The organism is Mesorhizobium monacense (genome assembly GCF_056781675.1).
Genome location: NZ_CM165567.1, coordinates 6077405 through 6094096, shown reverse-complemented (window position 1 = coordinate 6094096; position 16692 = coordinate 6077405). Strand labels below are relative to the sequence as shown.

The window sequence follows — 16692 nt, the reverse complement described above, 5'->3', positions numbered from 1 at the left end:
CGCTTACTCCGCTGCCATGGCGCTTGCCGGCGGCACGGTGCGGAAATCGAGGTCGCGGCTGACCAGCCGCTCGACGCCCGCCGAGGCATCGGCAAGGATCTGCCGGTAACCGGCTATCGATCGAGCAAAGACATTGTAGATCACCACGGCCGGGATTGCCGCGACCAGGCCCATGGCGGTGGCGAGCAGCGCCTCGGCGATGCCGGGCGCCACGACGGCGAGATTGGTGGTCTGCGCCTGCGAGATGCCGATGAAGGCGTTCATGATGCCCCAGACAGTGCCGAACAGGCCGACGAACGGCGCGGTCGAGCCGATCGTCGCCAGCAGGCCGGTGCCGCGCGACATGCGCCGCGCCGCGGCCGCCTCGATGCGCGAAAGCCGCGACGTGACGCGCTCCTTCAGGCCCTCGCCCGAGACGTGGTTCAGCGCGCCGGCCGAAAGCGCCGCCTCTTCCTCGGCTGCGCGCACCAGAACGGCGCCGGGGCCGTTGTTGTGGCCGAGCGCGCTCCCGGCCTGCATCAGCGTCGCGGCATTGCCGATGGCGTTGGCCGCGCGGCGGGCCTGCTGCTTGCCGCCAAAAATCTCCAGCGACTTGGCCAGCCAGATCGTCCAGGTGACAAGAGATGCGAAAGCGAGACCGATCATCACCGCTTTGACGATGATATCGGCGGCCATGAACATGCCCCATGGCGACAGATCATGCGGCAGCGTCAGCGAGATCGCCGTCGACGGCTCACCAGCGGCAGGGGGCGCCGGCTGAACGCCCGGCTGCGGCTCCGCCGGCGCGGCGGCCGGCGCATTTGCAGCGGGCGCGGAGGGTGCTTGTGCCGCCGGTGCTTGCGTTACCGGCGCGTGCACTGCTGGAGCCGGCGTTGCCGGTTGTTCCTGCGCCGCGACGGCGCCGGCCGACAGGATGAGCGATGCGGCCAGCGCCGCAAAGAGACCGTTTCTGGACACGCTTCGTCCTCGCTTTGTCATTGCACGTAACCGATCGGCTGGCCGGTGACGGGATGCGCAAACACCCCCATCTCGACGCCGAAAATGCCTTTGAGCACGTCGCCCTGCATGATCTCGCCGGGCGTTCCACGGGTAAGCAGCCTGCCGTCCTTCAGCGCGATCAGCTCGTCACAGTAGCGCGCCGCCATGTTGGGATCGTGCAGCACGACGACGACGCAGAGGTCGCGCTTGCGGCTGAGATCCTTGACCAGGCGCAGCACTTCGACCTGATGCGCGATGTCGAGCGCCGAGATCGGCTCGTCGAGCAGCATGACGCCGGCACTCTGCGCCACCAGCATGGCGAGCCAGGCGCGCTGGCGCTCACCGCCGGAGAGTTCGTCCACCAGCCGGTCGGCAAAACCGGCCATGTCGGTCAACGCCAGCGCCTCCTCGACATGCCTTTTGTCCTCATGGCCGAAGCGGCCGAGCGCGCCGTGCCAGGGATAGCGTCCGAGCGTCGCCAGTTCACGCACGGTGAGGCCGGTCGCCGCCGGTGTCGTCTGCGGCAGGTAGGCCAGCGCGCGCGCCAATTCGCGGGCGCCCCATTTGGCCAGCGGCCGCTCGGCGAAGCTGATGGCGCCAGCACTTGCCGGCTGCTGGCGCGCCAGAAGCTTGATCAGCGTCGACTTGCCCGAACCATTGTGGCCGATCAGCCCGTAGACGCGCGAACGCTCGAGTTCGAGCGTGACCGGACCGAGCAGGGTCCGCTCGCCGACGGCGAAACGCACCGCTTCGATACGGAAGGCAGTCTGAGTGTGAATTTCAGCCACGGTCTTGGCCTGGTTTCCATCTGTCGTCGCCCGGTTGAGTAGGAAACATGACTTTGATAGTCAACATTGAAGATGAGATTTTGGGTCAACAAAATGGCATGACAGGTGCAGTCGCCGAAAAATTTGGGGACTGCGCGATTGGGCGCAGGGTCAACGGACCTTTCTGCGAATCCATACCGATTTCCGCTCGCTTCTCGCCGGGCTAGGATAGCGGCCGCACGAGGAGACTACGAATGATCAAGGCGACACCGTTCGACTTCCCCTATGATGGCCAGCTGGTGCCGGAAAACACCGCCCTCGTCGTCATCGACCTGCAACAGGATTTCCTGTCGACGACTGGCTACTTTGCCAAACAGGGTTACGACCCGGCTCCACTGCGTGCCATCCTGCCGACGGTTAGCCGGCTGATCGCCGCAGCACGCGCGGCCGGCCTCAGGATCATCCACACCAGGCAAGGCTACCGGGCCGACATGGCCGACATGACGGCTTACGAAAAATGGCGCCGCGAGCGCGCCGGTCTCGACGGCACCGACATCCTGCTGCGGTCCGGTTCCGGCTTCCAGATCGTGCCCGAGATCGACGTCGCGCCTGAGGACATCATCGTCGACAAGACCTGCAACGGCGCCTTCACCTACACCGATCTGGAACTTGTCCTGCGTGCACAGGGCATCACGCATCTCTTGTTTTCGGGGTGCACGACTGATGTCTGCGTGCACACAACGCTGCGCGAGGCCTGCGATCGGAACTTCCAGTGCCTGACGATTTCGGATGCCTGCGCCAGCGGCGACAGATACGCGCATGAGGCGGCACTGCACATGGTCACGGTCGAGGACGGCGTCTTTGGTGCACTGGCAGACGCAAATGCCGTTATCGACGCCTTGTCGCGCCTCGACGGCAAGGCAGGCCAAAGCGTCTGAGGGAGGGGCTCACCCTGCCGCGCGAATGTCCGGCACAGCGCGGGATACAAAAGCCCCAGGCTGCACCACCTCGGCCTCGCGCCGCGCCATCGTATTGCCGAGCAGCGTCACCGTTTCCCGGCCCACCGTAGCGATTTCGCGCGGCCGGTCGATGCCGGCGATCATGAACTCATGCACCCCGAGCGCCGCATAGGGCAGCAGCGACAGCGCGATCTGCCTCGGCGGACCTGAAACCTCGATCGCCTTGTGGTCGGTGGCGGCTGCCTTGCCTTCGGAACAAATCCGAACCGGCAGTGCGAACCGCACCTTGCCGGCACGGCCGTGTTCGGCAGCAGCACTGCGCACGCGCTGCATCAGCTGCCTAACCTCGTCCAGCGAACCGGCGGCCAATTCGAAGACATCCGCATGCCGCCCGGCGACCTTGATCGCGGTTCCGGACTGTCCGCCCATGCGGATGGTCACGCCGTGCGGCCCCTTGCGCGGCACGTAACCGCCTTTGACGCTGTAGAAGGCTCCTTCATGGTCGAAAGGCCTGTCGTTCGACCACAACCGCTTCAGCAAGACCAGATATTCGTCGATGCGTTGCCAGACCACGGTGTGGCCGACCGGGCGCGCCTCGGCATCGTCGTCGCTGAGCGGCTCGCTGAGCATCCTGAGCGACAGCCGCCCGCCACTTTTGGTATCCAGCGCCGCCAGTTGCCGCGCCGCCACGGTCGGCTCGATGATGCCGGCCCAATGTGTCAGCACCACTTCGAGCGACGAGGTGCGGTCCAGCGTCTGGGCGGCAATGTCCATATTGGTCAAAAGGCCGGCCTGATCGTCGACAATGATCTTCCTGAAGCCGGCATCCTCGACCAGCGAGAGTTTGTTCGCTGTCTCGACGAAATCATAGAAAAAGCTGGCGTCCTGCGTTTTACCGGGAACATGCGTGAACTCGATCGGCATTGCCATCTCCTCCATCACGTTGGGAATCGCTGATGCGGCGAATTCGAAATCCGCATCAGCCGGGCGCGCGAAAGCGCACCGCGATTAGGGTTTTTCAAACTCCGGTTGCCTGAAGGCGGTAGGCCGCCACCCGTAACTCAGGGAATAAGGCCGAGAACGACCGCCCCGGTGAACACGAACGCGAGCGCGAAGACGAGATAGGCGAAGGCGCCGGCATAGGCCGGGCGAAAGGCCTGGCCGTTCAGCCTCTGGCCGGTGCGATCAGTCTGAGCGTTCTGGATATAGGACATATCGACCTCCGTCTCGCTGGTTAATCTATAAAATCAGTAGACTTTGTCGAGTGCTATTTTTGAGCAATTGCTGGAACAATTTTCTCCAACAGGTGGAAAAATTGGTTCCACTTTGCTGAGCGCTGCATCATCGCGATCGATCGGCCCAAAGCGGCGACATGCGATTCCGACCGAACGGCCTATACCCTCGCCTTTCTGCCTGTTTCATGCATTGGCCATCCAGCGCTTGAAGGATAGCATCATCGCAGACGGCAATGTGAGCGATCAAAACAGGACACGGAGAGAAAAAGGCATGGGCGAAAGACTGGCGGGCAAGGTTGCCATCGTTTCAGGCGGCGCGACCGGAATGGGTGGCGCGGCCTCGGAGCTGTTCGCGGCGGAAGGCGCCAAGGTGGCGATCATCGACCGCAACGGCGAAGCCGCGGCAGCGACGGCCGCAGCGATCCGGGCGTGCGGCCATGTCGCCGAGCATTTCGTGGCCGACGTTTCCGACGAAGCGCAGGTCGAGGCCGCGGTGAAGAGCGCGAGCGAAAAACTCGGCCCGGTCACCGTCCTGTTCAACCATGCCGGCACCATCGTCATCAAACCCTTCCTGGAGACGACAGTTGAGGAATGGGACTGGCTGCATGCCGTCAATGTGCGCTCGATGTTCCTGATGACGCGCGCCGTGCTGCCCGGCATGATCGCCGCAGGCGGCGGCTCGATCGTCTGCACCTCGTCGATCTCGGCGGTGGCGGCAACGCCGATGGAAGTGCTCTACGACACCACCAAGGGCGCTTGCCACATGTTCGCCCGCGCCATCGCCGTCGAGTTCCGCGACCGCAACATCCGCTGCAACGCGGTCTGCCCCGGCTTCATCCGGACACCGCATGGGATGCGCGAGGTCGCCGATCTGGGAAAACTCGGCGTTGATGTCTCCGATGCGGCACTCGCCGCGCAGCAGGGCCGCATCGGCGAGCCGGAAGAGGTGGCGAAAGCCGCGCTGTATCTGGCCAGCGACGAGTCGAGCTTCGTCACCGGCGCGCATCTGTTCGTCGACAACGGCTTTACCGCGATGTGAACCAAGGAACGCTGACCGTGTGCGACTGTCAGCGCTCCTCGCGTCGAAACGGCTTGAGCAGCGCCGACGGCGCCACCGCATTGCGCGACATCACCGCCATGGCGACGATGGTGAAGATGAAGGGCAGCATCAGGAACGCTTCATAGGGGATGTGGCCGAGCCCGCTCGCCTGCATGCGCAACTGCAAGGCGTCGACAAACGCGAACATCAGTGCAGCACCGGCAGACCGCCACGGGTCCCAGCGGCCGAACACGACCAGCGCGATCGCCACCCAGCCGCGCCCCGAGACGACGCCGAAGGTGAAGGCGTTGAACTGCGCCATCGACAGAAAGGCGCCGGCCAGCCCCATCAGCGCACCGCCGAGGATCACCGCCTGGAAGCGCGTGGCAATGACGCCGACGCCCGCCGAATCGGCGGCGCGCGGGTTCTCGCCCACCATGCGCACCGACAGGCCCCATGGCGTGCGGTAGAGCACGAAGGCGGCAAGCGGAATGGCGATGATCGCCATGTAGACCAGCGAGAACTGGTTGAACACTGCGGGTCCGAGTACCGGAATTTCCGACAGAAGCGGAATCGGCAGTGTCTGAAAACCCTTGATGTTCGGCGGCACCGACTGCTGGCCGAAGATCAGCCGGTAGAGGAAATAGGCAAGCCCTGAACAGAACAGCGTGACGCCGATGCCGCAGACATGCTGGCTGAGGCCGAGCGCCACCGTGAACAGCGCATGCAGCGCCCCCATCAGCGCGCCGGTGAGAACGGCGACGAGCACGCCGAGCCAAAGGCTGCCGCTCAGTCTGGTGGCGGTGAAGCCTGTCATCGCCGACAGCAGCATGATGCCCTCGATGCCGAGATTGAGCACACCAGCCCGCTCGGAAAACATCTCGCCGAGCGTCGCAAAGGCTAGCGGCGTGGCGATGCGAATGATGGCGGCGAGGAAGCCGACCTGAAGGATCTGTTCGAACAGCGCGCTCATCGGGCAGCTCCGACGCGGCGGATGCGATAGGCGGTGAACAGCAGCGCCACCAGCATGGCAAGCAGCGCCGTGCCCTGGATGACATCGCTGAGGAAAGCCGGCACGCCGGTCGCCCGCGACATCGCCTCGGCGCCGGTCATGACGGCCGCCAGAAAGATCGCCGCCGGCACCACACCGAGCGGATTGAGTCTCGCCAGCATGGCGACGACGATGCCGGAATAGCCATAGCCCGGAGAGATGTCGCTCATCACCTGGAAATGCACGCCGCCGACCTCGCCGACCCCGGCAAGCCCGGCCAACGCGCCGGAGAGCAGCGCCGTCGAGATCAGCACGCGCTGGACGTTGATACCGCCATAGCGCGCCGCTTCGGCGTTTTCGCCGGTGACCCTGATCCGGAAGCCGAGCGTCGTGCGCGCGATCAGGAACCAGATCAAGGGTGCCGCGATCAGCGCCGCCACCACGCCGAGATGCAGCCGCGTGCCTTCGAGCAGTACCGGGAAATTGGCCGAATCCTCGATCGGCGGCGAGATCGGATAGCCGCTGAAACTATCCTTCCACGGCCCCTCGATCAGTGCCATCAGGGCGTAGAAGATAACCGAGTTGAGCAGCAGCGAGCTGACCACGTCGTCGACCTTGAATTTCACCCTGAGCGTCGCCGGTACCAGCGCCACCGCGGCGCCGGCGGCAGCACCAGCCAGCGCCATCAGGAGCATGGCGAGCGGCCCCGGCATCGGTATGGCACCGACGGCGCAGCTTGCCACCGCACCCGCCAGCAACTGCCCTTCGGCGCCAATGTTCCAGAATTTGGCCCGGAAGGCTATCGCCACGGCAAGTCCGGTGAAGATCATCGGTGTTGCCCGAACCAGCGTTTCGGTGATGGCGTAGCTGTCGCCGAGCGAGGCCGAAAACATCACGCCATAGGCTTCGACGACGCCGGCGCCGGCCAGCGCGATGAGGCCGCTGCACAGGATGAGCGTCGCCCCGATCGCCAGCAGCGGCAGGGCCAGATTGAACCAGGCGGGCGTCGAGGTGCGGGCTTCGAGGCGAAACATCAGGCGGCCTCCTCTGCCTGCCCAGCCCCGGTCATCAGCAGGCCGAGCCGCGCAACGGTAGCGTCCGCGCTGTCCAGCGTACCGGCGATGCGGCCCTCATACATCACCGCGATGCGGTCGCAGAGCATCCGCAATTCCTCGAGATCCTCGCCGATGACGATGATGCCGCAGCCCTTGGCGCGCATGTCTAAGAACTTTTCGTGGATGAAGCGGGCCGCGCCAATGTCGAGGCCGCGCGTCGGCTGTGAGACGATCAGCACTTTTGGGTCGAAGGCAAGCTCGCGCGCCAAAAGTGCCTTCTGTAGATTGCCGCCGGACAGTGCGCCGGCACGCGTCATCGGCCCGGGGCAGCGTATGTCAAAAACCTTGATCTGTTCTTCGGCAAAGGCGCGGATCGCATCCGGCCTGAGCAGCCCCTTGCGGCTGAATGCGTCGGTACCGATACGCGGCAGCACCATGGAATCGGCGAGCGGCAGATTGGTGACCAGCCCGGTCGTCATGCGATCTTCCGGGATGCGCCCGAGACCAAGCGCCTGCACCTCGCGCGGCGAGAACCGCGACACTGCTTCGCCGGCTATCGTCATCTGTCCGGCATCGGGTGCGAGCACGCCGGAAATGACATCGGCCAGCGCCCGCTGGCCGTTGCCGGAGACACCGGCAATGCCAAGGATCTCGCCGGCTCTGACCAAAAGCGACACGTCGTATAGCGCCATACCCGAATGATGCGACGTCGAAATGCCGTCGAGGGTGAGCACCGCCGCACCCGGCGTCGATGGACCTCTGGCCGGCGGCACGATCTCGTGGCCGCACATCAGTTGCGCCATCTCGGACGAGGTGGTGGTGGCAGGCGTATCGACGCGGCCTGCGACACGTCCATGCCGCAGCACCACGCAGCGATGCGTCAGCGCCCGCACCTCGTTGAGCTTGTGCGAGATGAAGATGATGCCGAGTCCCTGCACGGCCATCGAACGCAGCGCCGCAAACAGCCCGTCGACCTCCGTCGGCGCCAGCACCGCCGTCGGCTCGTCGAGGATCAAGAGCCGCGCGCCGCGAAACAGCGCCTTGACGATTTCAAGCCGCTGCTGCTCGCCGACCGACAAAGCTGACACCGGAAGGTCCGGATCGAGCGTCAGTCCGTGCTGCTGGCCGATTTCGGCCAGCCGCGCCAGCCCGCCGGCGCGGTCGATGCGGCCGGACTTGCCGGGAATGCCGATCAACAGGTTCTCCAGCACCGACAGCCGTGGCGCGAGGTGAAAGTGCTGATGCACCATGCCGATGCCGGCGGCCAAAGCATCGGCCGAGCTGTTGATGCGCACCGGCCGACCCTGGATCAGGATCTCGCCGGCATCCGGCGCATAGGCGCCGAACAGCACATTCATCAGCGTCGTCTTGCCGGCACCGTTCTCACCAAGCAGCCCGAGGATTTCGCCGGGCGCAACGCTGAGATCGACGGCCTCGTTCGCCTTGACAGTGCCAAAGCTCTTGGTGATGCCGCGCATTTCGATAAGAGGGGCGGGCAAGGGTGCTCCTGTGAGGCTTCACCTTCTCCCTTGTGGAGAGGGTCGGCGCGGTGCGCCGAGGTGGGGGTACGGCGCCGCCCCACCCCGCTCCGCTTCGCGGATCGGCCCTCCCCACAAGGGGGAAGGTAAAGAACTCAATCCGAAACCGGCGTGTTCTCATCCACATCGACGCGGAAATTGCCTTCGAGGATTTCGGCTTTCTTCTTTTCGACCAGATCCTTGACCTCAGCCGGCAGCGTCTTGTCGAATTTGTGGTACGGCGCCAAAGAAGAACCGCCTTTGGCCATGCGTGAGAAATCACCATAGTCCTGCGCGGTGAAGACGCCGGCCTTGACCAGCTTGATCGCCTGTTCGACGGTCGGATACATGTTCCAGACCGGCCCGGTGATCACCGTGTCGGGGCCGAGGCTCGACTGGTCGGACATGTTGGAGATGGCGAGGATCTTCTTCTCCACCGCCGCTTCGATGACGCCGAAGCGCTCGGCATAGATCACGTCGACGCCGGCATCGATCTGGGCGATCGCCGCTTCCTTGGCCTTCGGCGGGTCGAAGAACGAGCCGATGAAGGCGACCTTCTTCTTGATGTTCGGATTGACCTCCCTGGCGCCGGCAAAGAAGGCGTTGACCAGCCGGTTCACTTCCGGAATGCCCATCGCCGCCACGGCGCCAATCGTGCCCGATTTCGACATCTTGCCGGCGATCAGGCCGGAGAGATAGGCCGGCTCGTGGATCCAGTTGTCGAAGACGCCGAAATTTGGCTCCGCCGGTCCGGCGCCCGAGCCGAACAACCAGGCGGTCTTCGGGAACTGTTTGGCGGTGCGGCGCGATTCACGCTCGGCCGCGAAGGCATCGCCCAGCACCAGCTGGTAGCCGCCCTGCGCATATTCGCGCATGACGCGGCTGAAGTCGGCGGTCTGCACCTTTTCCGACCATTTGTATTCGATGCCGAGCTCCTTCTCGGCCTTCTGCAAGGCGACGTGGATCTGGTTGTCCCACGGCTCCTCGATCGGCGTGGCGAAGATCGCCGCCACCTTCAGCTTGTCCTTGGCAAAGGCATTGCCCGGCAGCATGGCGGCAGCCAGGCCAAGCGCGCCAAGTTCCAGCACGTTGCGTCGCGATAAACCCGCGCGTTGCGATTGGATTTTGCTCTTGTCGTTTTTCATTGAAGTGCCCCTCTGGTTGACAGCCGTGTCGAGCCGGCCGTTCTCAGGAATGAAGACAGGGAACTATGGAACGGCGCCCGAGTTTTGTCCACGTGGTCAAATTTGGCGACGTTGCGGCGGTATTGAGGTTGCGAAGCGTCGGCGGGACAGCGCCAGCGCTTGTTCCTGGAGGCTGTATTATCCGCCGACAGCGCCTTCCCACGACCCAGTCTCCGCCATCCGCCTCAGCAGCGGTGCCGGCCGAAATATCGGCCTCCCGGTGCGCTCGTGCCAAGAATCCAGCCGCTCGACGATCTTGCCCGCCCCCTCAAGCCCGGCCCAGAACATCGGCCCGCCCTTGCCGACAGGAAATCCGTAGCCATTGACCCAGACGACATCAATGTCGGACGCGCGGGCCGCGACCTCTTCCTCGAGGATCTTGGCGCCTTCGTTGACCAGCGGATAGAGCGTGCGTTCGATGATCTCGTCTGCGTCGATCGCGCGCGGCGCGATGCCTTTCTCGACCGCCTTGGCGCGGATCAGCGCCTCAACCTCCGGGTCGGGAACCGGTGTGCGAGAACCGTTCTCGTAGCGATAAAAACCGCTGCCGGTCTTCTGGCCGAAATGCCCCTGCTCGCACAGCGTGTCCGCGATCACAGCCGTCAGCCCGCGCGCCTTGCGGTTGCGCCAGCCTATGTCGAGGCCGGCGAGATCGCCCATCTGGAACGGCCCCATCGGCCAGCCGAAATCGGTGAACGCCTTGTCGACCTGGCTGGGCGTCGCGCCTTCGAGCAGCAGCGCCTCGGATTCCGCACCACGCGCCGCCAGCATGCGGTTGCCGACGAAGCCGCGGCAGACGCCGACCACCACCGGCACCTTGCCGATGCGCCGTGCCAATTCGACGACAGTCGCCAGCGCGTCCGGCGCGGTCTTGTCGGCACGCACGATCTCAAGCAATTTCATCACATTGGCCGGCGAGAAGAAATGCAGGCCGACGACATCCTGCGGCCGCGACGTAGAGGCGGCGATGGCGTTGACGTCGAGATAGGAGGTGTTGGTGGCGAGGATTGCATCAGGTCTGGCCACGGAGTCGAGCTTGCCGAACACCTCCTGCTTGACGGTCATGTCCTCGAACACCGCCTCGACGATCAAGTCGCAATCGGCAAGGTCGGCATAGTCGATGCTGCCCTTGAACAGGCCGAGCCTCTCACGCTTGGCATCTTCCGTCAGCGAGCCGCGGCTGACCGAAACGGCATAATTCCTATCGATGGTCGTCAGCCCGCGCTCCAATGCTTCATGGCTGGTTTCCATCAAGGTCACAGGAAAGCCGCCATTGGCGAAGGCCATGGCGATGCCACCGCCCATCGTGCCGGCGCCGATGATCCCGACCCGCGCCATTTTGCGTCTGGCGACGTCCTTGCCAGGACTCTTTGCCGCCTCACGTTCGGCAAAGAACAGGTGCCGCTGCGCTCGCGACTGGTCGCCGGCGACGAGTTTCAGGAACAGCGCGCGCTCCGCGGCAAGCGCCTCGTCGAAGGACAGCGAAATCGCGTTGCGGACCGCCTGCACGCAGGCTACCGGGGCTTCGAGGCCCCGCGCCTTCTTGCCCAACTCCGCCGCCTGCCTGTCGAAGGCGGCGAGATCGGTCTTTCCCAGACGATCGTTGCGGTCGCGTACGGGCAGGAATAGTCCGCCGTTGGCCGCCGTTTCGCTGGCGAAACGAACCGCATGCGCGAGAAGGTCGCCATCGAACACCGCATCGACCAGACCGGCCCCCAGTGCCTCGGCAGCACCGATCGGCGTCCCCGAGACGATCATGCCGAGCGCCTTCTCCGCGCCGACGAGGCGCGGCAGCCGCACCGTGCCGCCGCCACCCGGCAACAGGCCGAGTTTTACTTCCGGCAGGCCGAGTTTCGCATTGCTGTCGGCGACGCGGAAATGGCAACCAAGCGCCAGCTCCAGCCCACCGCCGAGCGCGGTGCCGTGGATGGCGGCGACCGTCGGCTTGGCGATGGTTTCCAGGACAGCAATGATGGCGCGCAGCTCCGGCTGCTGGACCGGCTTGCCGAATTCGGTGATGTCGGCGCCGGCAACAAAAGTCCGCCCAGCGCAGGCAATCACGATGGCCGCGATTGAGGGGTCGTCGCGCAGCGCGACCAGCGCCTGGTGCAGCGGCTCGCGGACATGGAAGCTCATGGCGTTGACCGGCGGATTGTCGATGGTGACGATCGCGACGCCACCGTCCTTCGCAACGCTGACGAAATCGGACAAGACGAACCTCCTGCAAGTGCGAACCGCCCGCGGGGTTTACAGGGCCGATATCCGGATGGGAACCGGATTTCCGGCAGGACCGGTATTCTCCCGGCGCTGAATCAGCGAAAGCCGCCTGACCTCAGCGCAGCGCCTTCTGCCCGCCGGCCACCGTGATGACGCCGACGATGATCAGCCCGGTCAGCAGCAGGCGGACACCCGCGCTGACACCGAACGTGTTGAGCATGGTGAGCAGCAGCACCAGGAACAGGGCCGCGCCCCACACGCCCGGCACATTGGCCTTGCCGCCGGCCACCGACGTGCCGCCGATGACGACGACGGCGATCGAGGCCAACAGGTACTCATTGCCGATATCGACATTGGCGCCGCGGAAATAACCGGCGAGCAGCGCCCCGTCGAGGCCGCCGAGCATGCCCGACAGCGTGTAGGTGAGGAAGCGGATGCGGCCGACATTGACGCCCGCCAGCCAGGCGGCACGGATGTTCTGGCCGATCGCCAGCACCGAGCGGCCATAGATCATGCGTTGCAGCGCGATGGCTGCACCTATGGTGAACAGCACCGTCAGGATCGCCAGCACTGGAATGCCAAGGACCTGCCGGTTGGTGAAATCGGCGAAGCCCGGCGGCGGCTTGATCTGCAGCCCGCGTCCATAGCTGATGTCGATCGACTGGATGATGAAGCTGGCCGACAGGGTGGCGATGATCGGCGGAATGCGCAGCGCCCAGATCAGCAGATAGTTGGCGGCGCCGATCGCCATGCCACAAGCGAGCGCCGCCAGCAGCCCGACGACGATCATCGAATCATTGCCGTCCATCACCTTCATGGCGACCGCGCTGGCGAGGCCGATATTGGCCGGCAGCGACAGGTCGACATTGCCTGGCCCGAGCGTGATGACGAACATTTGACCGACGCCGACGATGACGGTGAAGACGGCGAGCGAGAGTGCGGCCGTGATCATGCCGCCGCCGCCATAGCCGCCGGTGAAGGCGACCGTCGCCAGCCACACCAGAGCCGCGCCGATGAAGGACCAGATCCACGGTTTGGCGAGCCATATCCGCAGCGAAGCCATCGCTCACCTCTCCCGGCGGCTGATCAGCACGCGGGCCGCCAGCACGATGATGAGGATGGCGCCGTTGGCCGCGACCTGCCAGTCGGGCGGAATGTGCATGAAGGTGAGCAGCGGCGAAGCGGCCAGCGCCAGCGTCAGCGCGCCGAGCACCGCGCCGATCGGCGACACCCGGCCACCGACGAATTCGCCACCGCCGAGGATGACGCCGGCGATCGCAAGCAGCGTATAGCCATTGCCGATATTGGCATCGGCCGAAGTGGTGATGCCGATCAGCGCCATGCCGGACAGCACGCCAAACAGGCCGGTCAGCGCGAAAAGCACGACCTTGGTCTTGAGCAGCGACCAGCCGGCGCGCTTCAGCGCCGCGGCGTTGCCGCCGGAGCCGCGCAGGATGACGCCATAGGAAGTGCGCATCAGGCCGAAATGCACGACCGCCGCGATCAGCAGCGCCGCGATGATCGGGAAGGGGATGAAAGGCGGCTTGAACGCCATCAGCGACAGCAGCCAGTCCGGTGCCTTGCCGCCGGGCTTCGGCAGGATGAGGATGGCAAGACCCTGCCAGACGAAGCTCATGCCGAGCGTGACCACGATCGACGGCAGATTGCGCAAATGGATCAGCGCGCCGAGCAGCGCGTAGACGCCGATCGAGCCGGCGAGAACGACGATGCCGAGGAGCGGCGCGTCCTTCAGCCATGTCGCGGTGACGCAGCCGACGAAGCCGACAAAGGTGCCGATCGACAGATCCAGTTCGTTGCCGGCGATGACGAACATCTGCGCGATCGTCGCCAGTGCGATCGGGATCGCCAGGTTCAGCATCAGGCTGAAGCCGAAATAGCTGATGGCGCGCGGGTTGAGCCAGGCGATGGCCAAAAGCACAAGCGCCAGCGACAGCGCCGGCAGCAGGCTGCGTAGCATGCGCGCCCGCGCCGCCGCGTTGCGCGTCGAAGCGCCCTTGAGCTGGTTTTCGATGGCCGCGGCTGTCATCTCAGGCAGCGTCGCCGAACGAGGACTGGATGATCTTTTCCTCCGTCAGTTCGTCGCGCCTCAGATTGGCGACGATCCGGCCGTTCTTGAAGACATAGACATGATCGCAATTGTCGAGCTCTTCGGTTTCGGTGGTGTACCAGAGGAAGGTGCGGCCTTTGCGTGCCTCTTCGCGGACGAGGTCGTAGACTTCAAGCTTGGTGCCGATGTCGACGCCACGCATCGGATCGTCCATCAAAACGATCTCGGCGTCTGAGCCGAGCGCGCGGGCGAACAGCGTCTTCTGCTGGTTGCCGCCGGACAGCGAGAAGATGTTGTTGGTCATGTCGGGGGTGCGGATGCCGATCTTCTTTTGCCAGAAGTCGGCGAGTTCGGCCTCGCGCTGCGGTGAGATAAAAAACCCGCTGCGCAGCCGCGCCAGCGAGCGGATGCCGATGTTTTCCGATATCGACCACTGCGGAAAGATGCCGTCCGACTGGCGGTCGCCGGCGACCAGCGCCACCGGGGCGGTCACCTCGATGCCGGCCTTGGCGCGCTGGGCGGCGGTGAAGATCGCCAATAGCAGATCCGTCTGGCCATGGCCGGCAAGCCCGGCCAGGCCGATGATCTCGCCGGCATGCGCGACAAGCTCCTTGCCGTCCTGCTGCCGCGCGGGCCGCGCGCGGACCCGCAACGGGCCGGCCTCGGTCTTCGCGGTCTCGGCCGCTGCCTTCTGATGTCCCTCGGCGCCGCCCATGGCCGTGACCAGCCTGTCGCGGTCGAACGCTTTTGCTGTGTCGGCGGCGACAACCTTGCTGTCGCGCATCACCACGATGCGGTCGGCGTTCTGCAGCACCTCCCCCAGCACATGCGAGATCAGGATGCAGCTGCCGCCCGCGGCGACGAAGCGGCGCACGAAGGCGAGCAACTGGCCGGCCGTATGCGCATCGAGCGAGGAGGTCGGCTCGTCGAGGATGACCAGTTCGAGCGGATCCTGCGTCAGCGTGAAGGCGCGCGCCACCTCCACCATCTGCCGCCTGCCGATGGAAAGATCACCGGCAATGTCGAAGGCGGAAATGCCATGGTCCGGGAAAATCTCATCCAATTTGGCGGCAATCAGGTCGGCCGCCTTGCGCCGCCAGCCGAAGCCGGTGAGCGACGGGTGGTTGATGCGGGTGTTCTCGGCAACGCTGAGATTGGGGCAGAGCGACAGTTCCTGGAACACGCAGCGTATGCCGAGCTGCTGCGCACGCGGCACCGAAAAGTTTTCCTCGGTGGCCCCGCGCACCACGATCTTGCCGCTGTCGGGCACCAGCGTGCCGGCCACCATATGCATGAGCGTCGACTTGCCGGCGCCGTTGTGGCCGACGAGACCGACGCATTCGCCGGCGCCGACATGGAAGTCGACGCCGCTGAGAGCCCGGACGGCGCCGAAATGTTTTTCGGCGCCGTCCAGTCTGATGATGAAAGAGTTGGCGGCGCCGGAATGTTTTTCGGCGCCATCCAGTCTGATGATGTCCGCGTTTGCCTGAGGCATGCTCAACGATATCCGGTTGGCGATGCGGCTGGCAACGATCGTGCCATGCTCACTTGATGTTGGCTTTGATCGCCGCGATGGCGTCTTCCTGCGTGTATTCGTGGCTGGCGACGCCACCCTTGACGATCTTCGGCAGCGCCGCCTCGAAATCGTCCTGGGTGAAGGCGAGATACGGCACCAGCAGATCGTGCGGGATGTCGGTGCGGCCGTCGAGGACCTGCTGCGCCACCCAGAAGGCGAGAGACGAGACACCGGGCGCGATCGACGCCGACCAGGTCTGGTAGCCGTCCTTGTCCTTCTGTTCCTTCCACCACTGCAATTCGTCCTGGCGGTTGCCCATGATGATGGTCGGGCGCGGCTTGCCGGCAGCGGCGAAGGCTTGGGCGGCGCCATAGCCGTCACCGCCCTGGTCGACGATGCCGACGATGTCGGGCAGCGACGGCAGGATCGTCGCCACGGCCTTCTGCGCCGTGGTCTGGTCCCAGTCGCCGGTGACCGAACCGACGATCTTGAACTCGGGATGGGCGGCGACACCTTCGAGGATGCCGGCATGGATGGCATCGTCGATCGACGTGCCGGCCAGGCCACGGATTTCCAGCAAATTGCCGCCCTTGGGCTGGAACTTGGCCATCTGCTCGACTTCCTGCCTGCCCATGTCCTTGAAGTCGACGACGACGCGGTAGGCGCAGGGCTCGGTGACGATGCCGTCGAAGGAGACGACGACGATGCCGGCGTCGCAGGCCTGCTTGATGGCGCCGTTGAGCGCATCCGGCGAGGCGGCATTGATGACGATGGCGTCATAACCTTGCAGGATCAGGTTCTGCACCTGGGCTGCCTGGGTCGGCACTTCCTTGTCGGCCGTGGTGAAGATGTCGGCGGCTGCGACCACCTTGTCCTCGACCGCCTTCTTGGTGACGATGTCGTAGCTGTCGAGCATCGCCTGGCGCCACGAATTGCCGGCATAGTTGTTGGAGAAGGCTATCTTCTTGCCGCTTGTGTCGGCCAGCGCCGTGCCCGAGGCAAGCATTGCCGCCAGAGCGCTCAGCACGAGTAGTTTCTTCATCGCAAAAATCCTCCCAGATGTTGTTGACTGCTGCAATTCCTGCCGGATCGCGTCCGGCACACCTCCATGCCACGATGCCTCGGCACCGCTGCCGCCGGACCTTGGATCGGCGGCCATCCCGAAT

15 protein-coding genes are annotated in these 16692 nt (G+C 64.9%); 2 read left to right on the top strand and 13 right to left on the bottom strand.

Annotation, left to right across the window (positions count from 1 at the left end):
* Positions 1-3: 3 nt before the first annotated feature.
* Positions 4-957, bottom strand: a complete 954-nt coding sequence (gene exbB, locus AC1RUK_RS29255; RefSeq protein ID WP_481837844.1) for a tonB-system energizer ExbB — start codon at positions 955-957, stop codon at positions 4-6.
* A gap of 17 nt (positions 958-974) precedes the next feature.
* Positions 975-1766 carry an ATP-binding cassette domain-containing protein gene (locus AC1RUK_RS29250; RefSeq protein WP_481837845.1) on the bottom strand — a complete coding sequence of 264 codons (792 nt, stop codon included), beginning with the start codon at positions 1764-1766 and terminating at the stop codon, positions 975-977.
* Between the two features lie 233 nt (positions 1767-1999).
* Between AC1RUK_RS29250 and AC1RUK_RS29245 the strand changes: the two genes are divergently transcribed.
* Entirely contained in the window at positions 2000-2683 is a 684-nt protein-coding gene (locus AC1RUK_RS29245; RefSeq protein ID WP_481837846.1) for a cysteine hydrolase family protein, read from the top strand.
* Between the two features lie 9 nt (positions 2684-2692).
* Here the strand turns inward: AC1RUK_RS29245 and AC1RUK_RS29240 are convergent, their stop codons facing one another.
* Entirely contained in the window at positions 2693-3628 is a 936-nt protein-coding gene (locus tag AC1RUK_RS29240) for an LLM class flavin-dependent oxidoreductase (RefSeq protein ID WP_481837847.1), read from the bottom strand.
* 137 nt (positions 3629-3765) lie between these two features.
* On the bottom strand, positions 3766-3918 hold the full coding sequence (locus tag AC1RUK_RS29235; RefSeq protein WP_481837848.1) for a hypothetical protein: 153 nt from the start codon (positions 3916-3918) through the stop codon (positions 3766-3768).
* Between the two features lie 292 nt (positions 3919-4210).
* On the opposite strand from AC1RUK_RS29235, the gene AC1RUK_RS29230 reads away from it, so the two are divergent.
* Positions 4211-4978: an SDR family NAD(P)-dependent oxidoreductase gene (locus AC1RUK_RS29230; RefSeq protein ID WP_481837849.1), complete on the top strand. Its 768-nt coding sequence runs from the start codon at positions 4211-4213 to the stop codon at positions 4976-4978.
* Positions 4979-5006: 28 nt separating this feature from the next.
* Here AC1RUK_RS29230 and AC1RUK_RS29225 read toward each other — a convergent pair whose 3' ends face one another.
* The 9 genes from AC1RUK_RS29225 to AC1RUK_RS29185 all read right to left on the bottom strand — a co-directional run bounded on the left by AC1RUK_RS29225 (position 5007) and on the right by AC1RUK_RS29185 (position 16568).
* Positions 5007-5951: an ABC transporter permease gene (locus AC1RUK_RS29225; protein WP_481837850.1), complete on the bottom strand. Its 945-nt coding sequence runs from the start codon at positions 5949-5951 to the stop codon at positions 5007-5009.
* Positions 5948-7003: an ABC transporter permease gene (locus tag AC1RUK_RS29220; protein ID WP_481837851.1), complete on the bottom strand. Its 1056-nt coding sequence runs from the start codon at positions 7001-7003 to the stop codon at positions 5948-5950. Before AC1RUK_RS29220 ends, AC1RUK_RS29225 begins: the two co-directional genes overlap by 4 nt.
* Positions 7003-8523, bottom strand: a complete 1521-nt coding sequence (locus tag AC1RUK_RS29215) for an ABC transporter ATP-binding protein (protein WP_481837852.1) — start codon at positions 8521-8523, stop codon at positions 7003-7005. The genes AC1RUK_RS29220 and AC1RUK_RS29215 overlap by 1 nt, the downstream gene beginning before the upstream one ends.
* 134 nt (positions 8524-8657) lie before the next feature.
* Entirely contained in the window at positions 8658-9686 is a 1029-nt protein-coding gene (locus tag AC1RUK_RS29210) for a BMP family protein (protein WP_436169784.1), read from the bottom strand.
* A 177-nt stretch (positions 9687-9863) separates the two neighbouring features.
* Positions 9864-11936 carry a 3-hydroxyacyl-CoA dehydrogenase NAD-binding domain-containing protein gene (locus AC1RUK_RS29205; protein ID WP_481837853.1) on the bottom strand — a complete coding sequence of 691 codons (2073 nt, stop codon included), beginning with the start codon at positions 11934-11936 and terminating at the stop codon, positions 9864-9866.
* Positions 11937-12057: 121 nt separating this feature from the next.
* Positions 12058-13005: an ABC transporter permease gene (locus tag AC1RUK_RS29200; RefSeq protein WP_481837854.1), complete on the bottom strand. Its 948-nt coding sequence runs from the start codon at positions 13003-13005 to the stop codon at positions 12058-12060.
* 3 nt (positions 13006-13008) lie between these two features.
* Positions 13009-13989 carry an ABC transporter permease gene (locus AC1RUK_RS29195; RefSeq protein WP_481837855.1) on the bottom strand — a complete coding sequence of 327 codons (981 nt, stop codon included), beginning with the start codon at positions 13987-13989 and terminating at the stop codon, positions 13009-13011.
* Position 13990: 1 nt separating this feature from the next.
* Complete coding sequence (locus AC1RUK_RS29190; RefSeq protein WP_481837856.1) at positions 13991-15505, bottom strand: sugar ABC transporter ATP-binding protein; 1515 nt, start codon at positions 15503-15505, stop codon at positions 13991-13993.
* A 49-nt stretch (positions 15506-15554) separates the two neighbouring features.
* Positions 15555-16568, bottom strand: coding sequence for an ABC transporter substrate-binding protein (locus tag AC1RUK_RS29185; protein ID WP_481837857.1), 1014 nt, complete (start codon positions 16566-16568; stop codon positions 15555-15557).
* Positions 16569-16692: the final 124 nt, after the last annotated feature.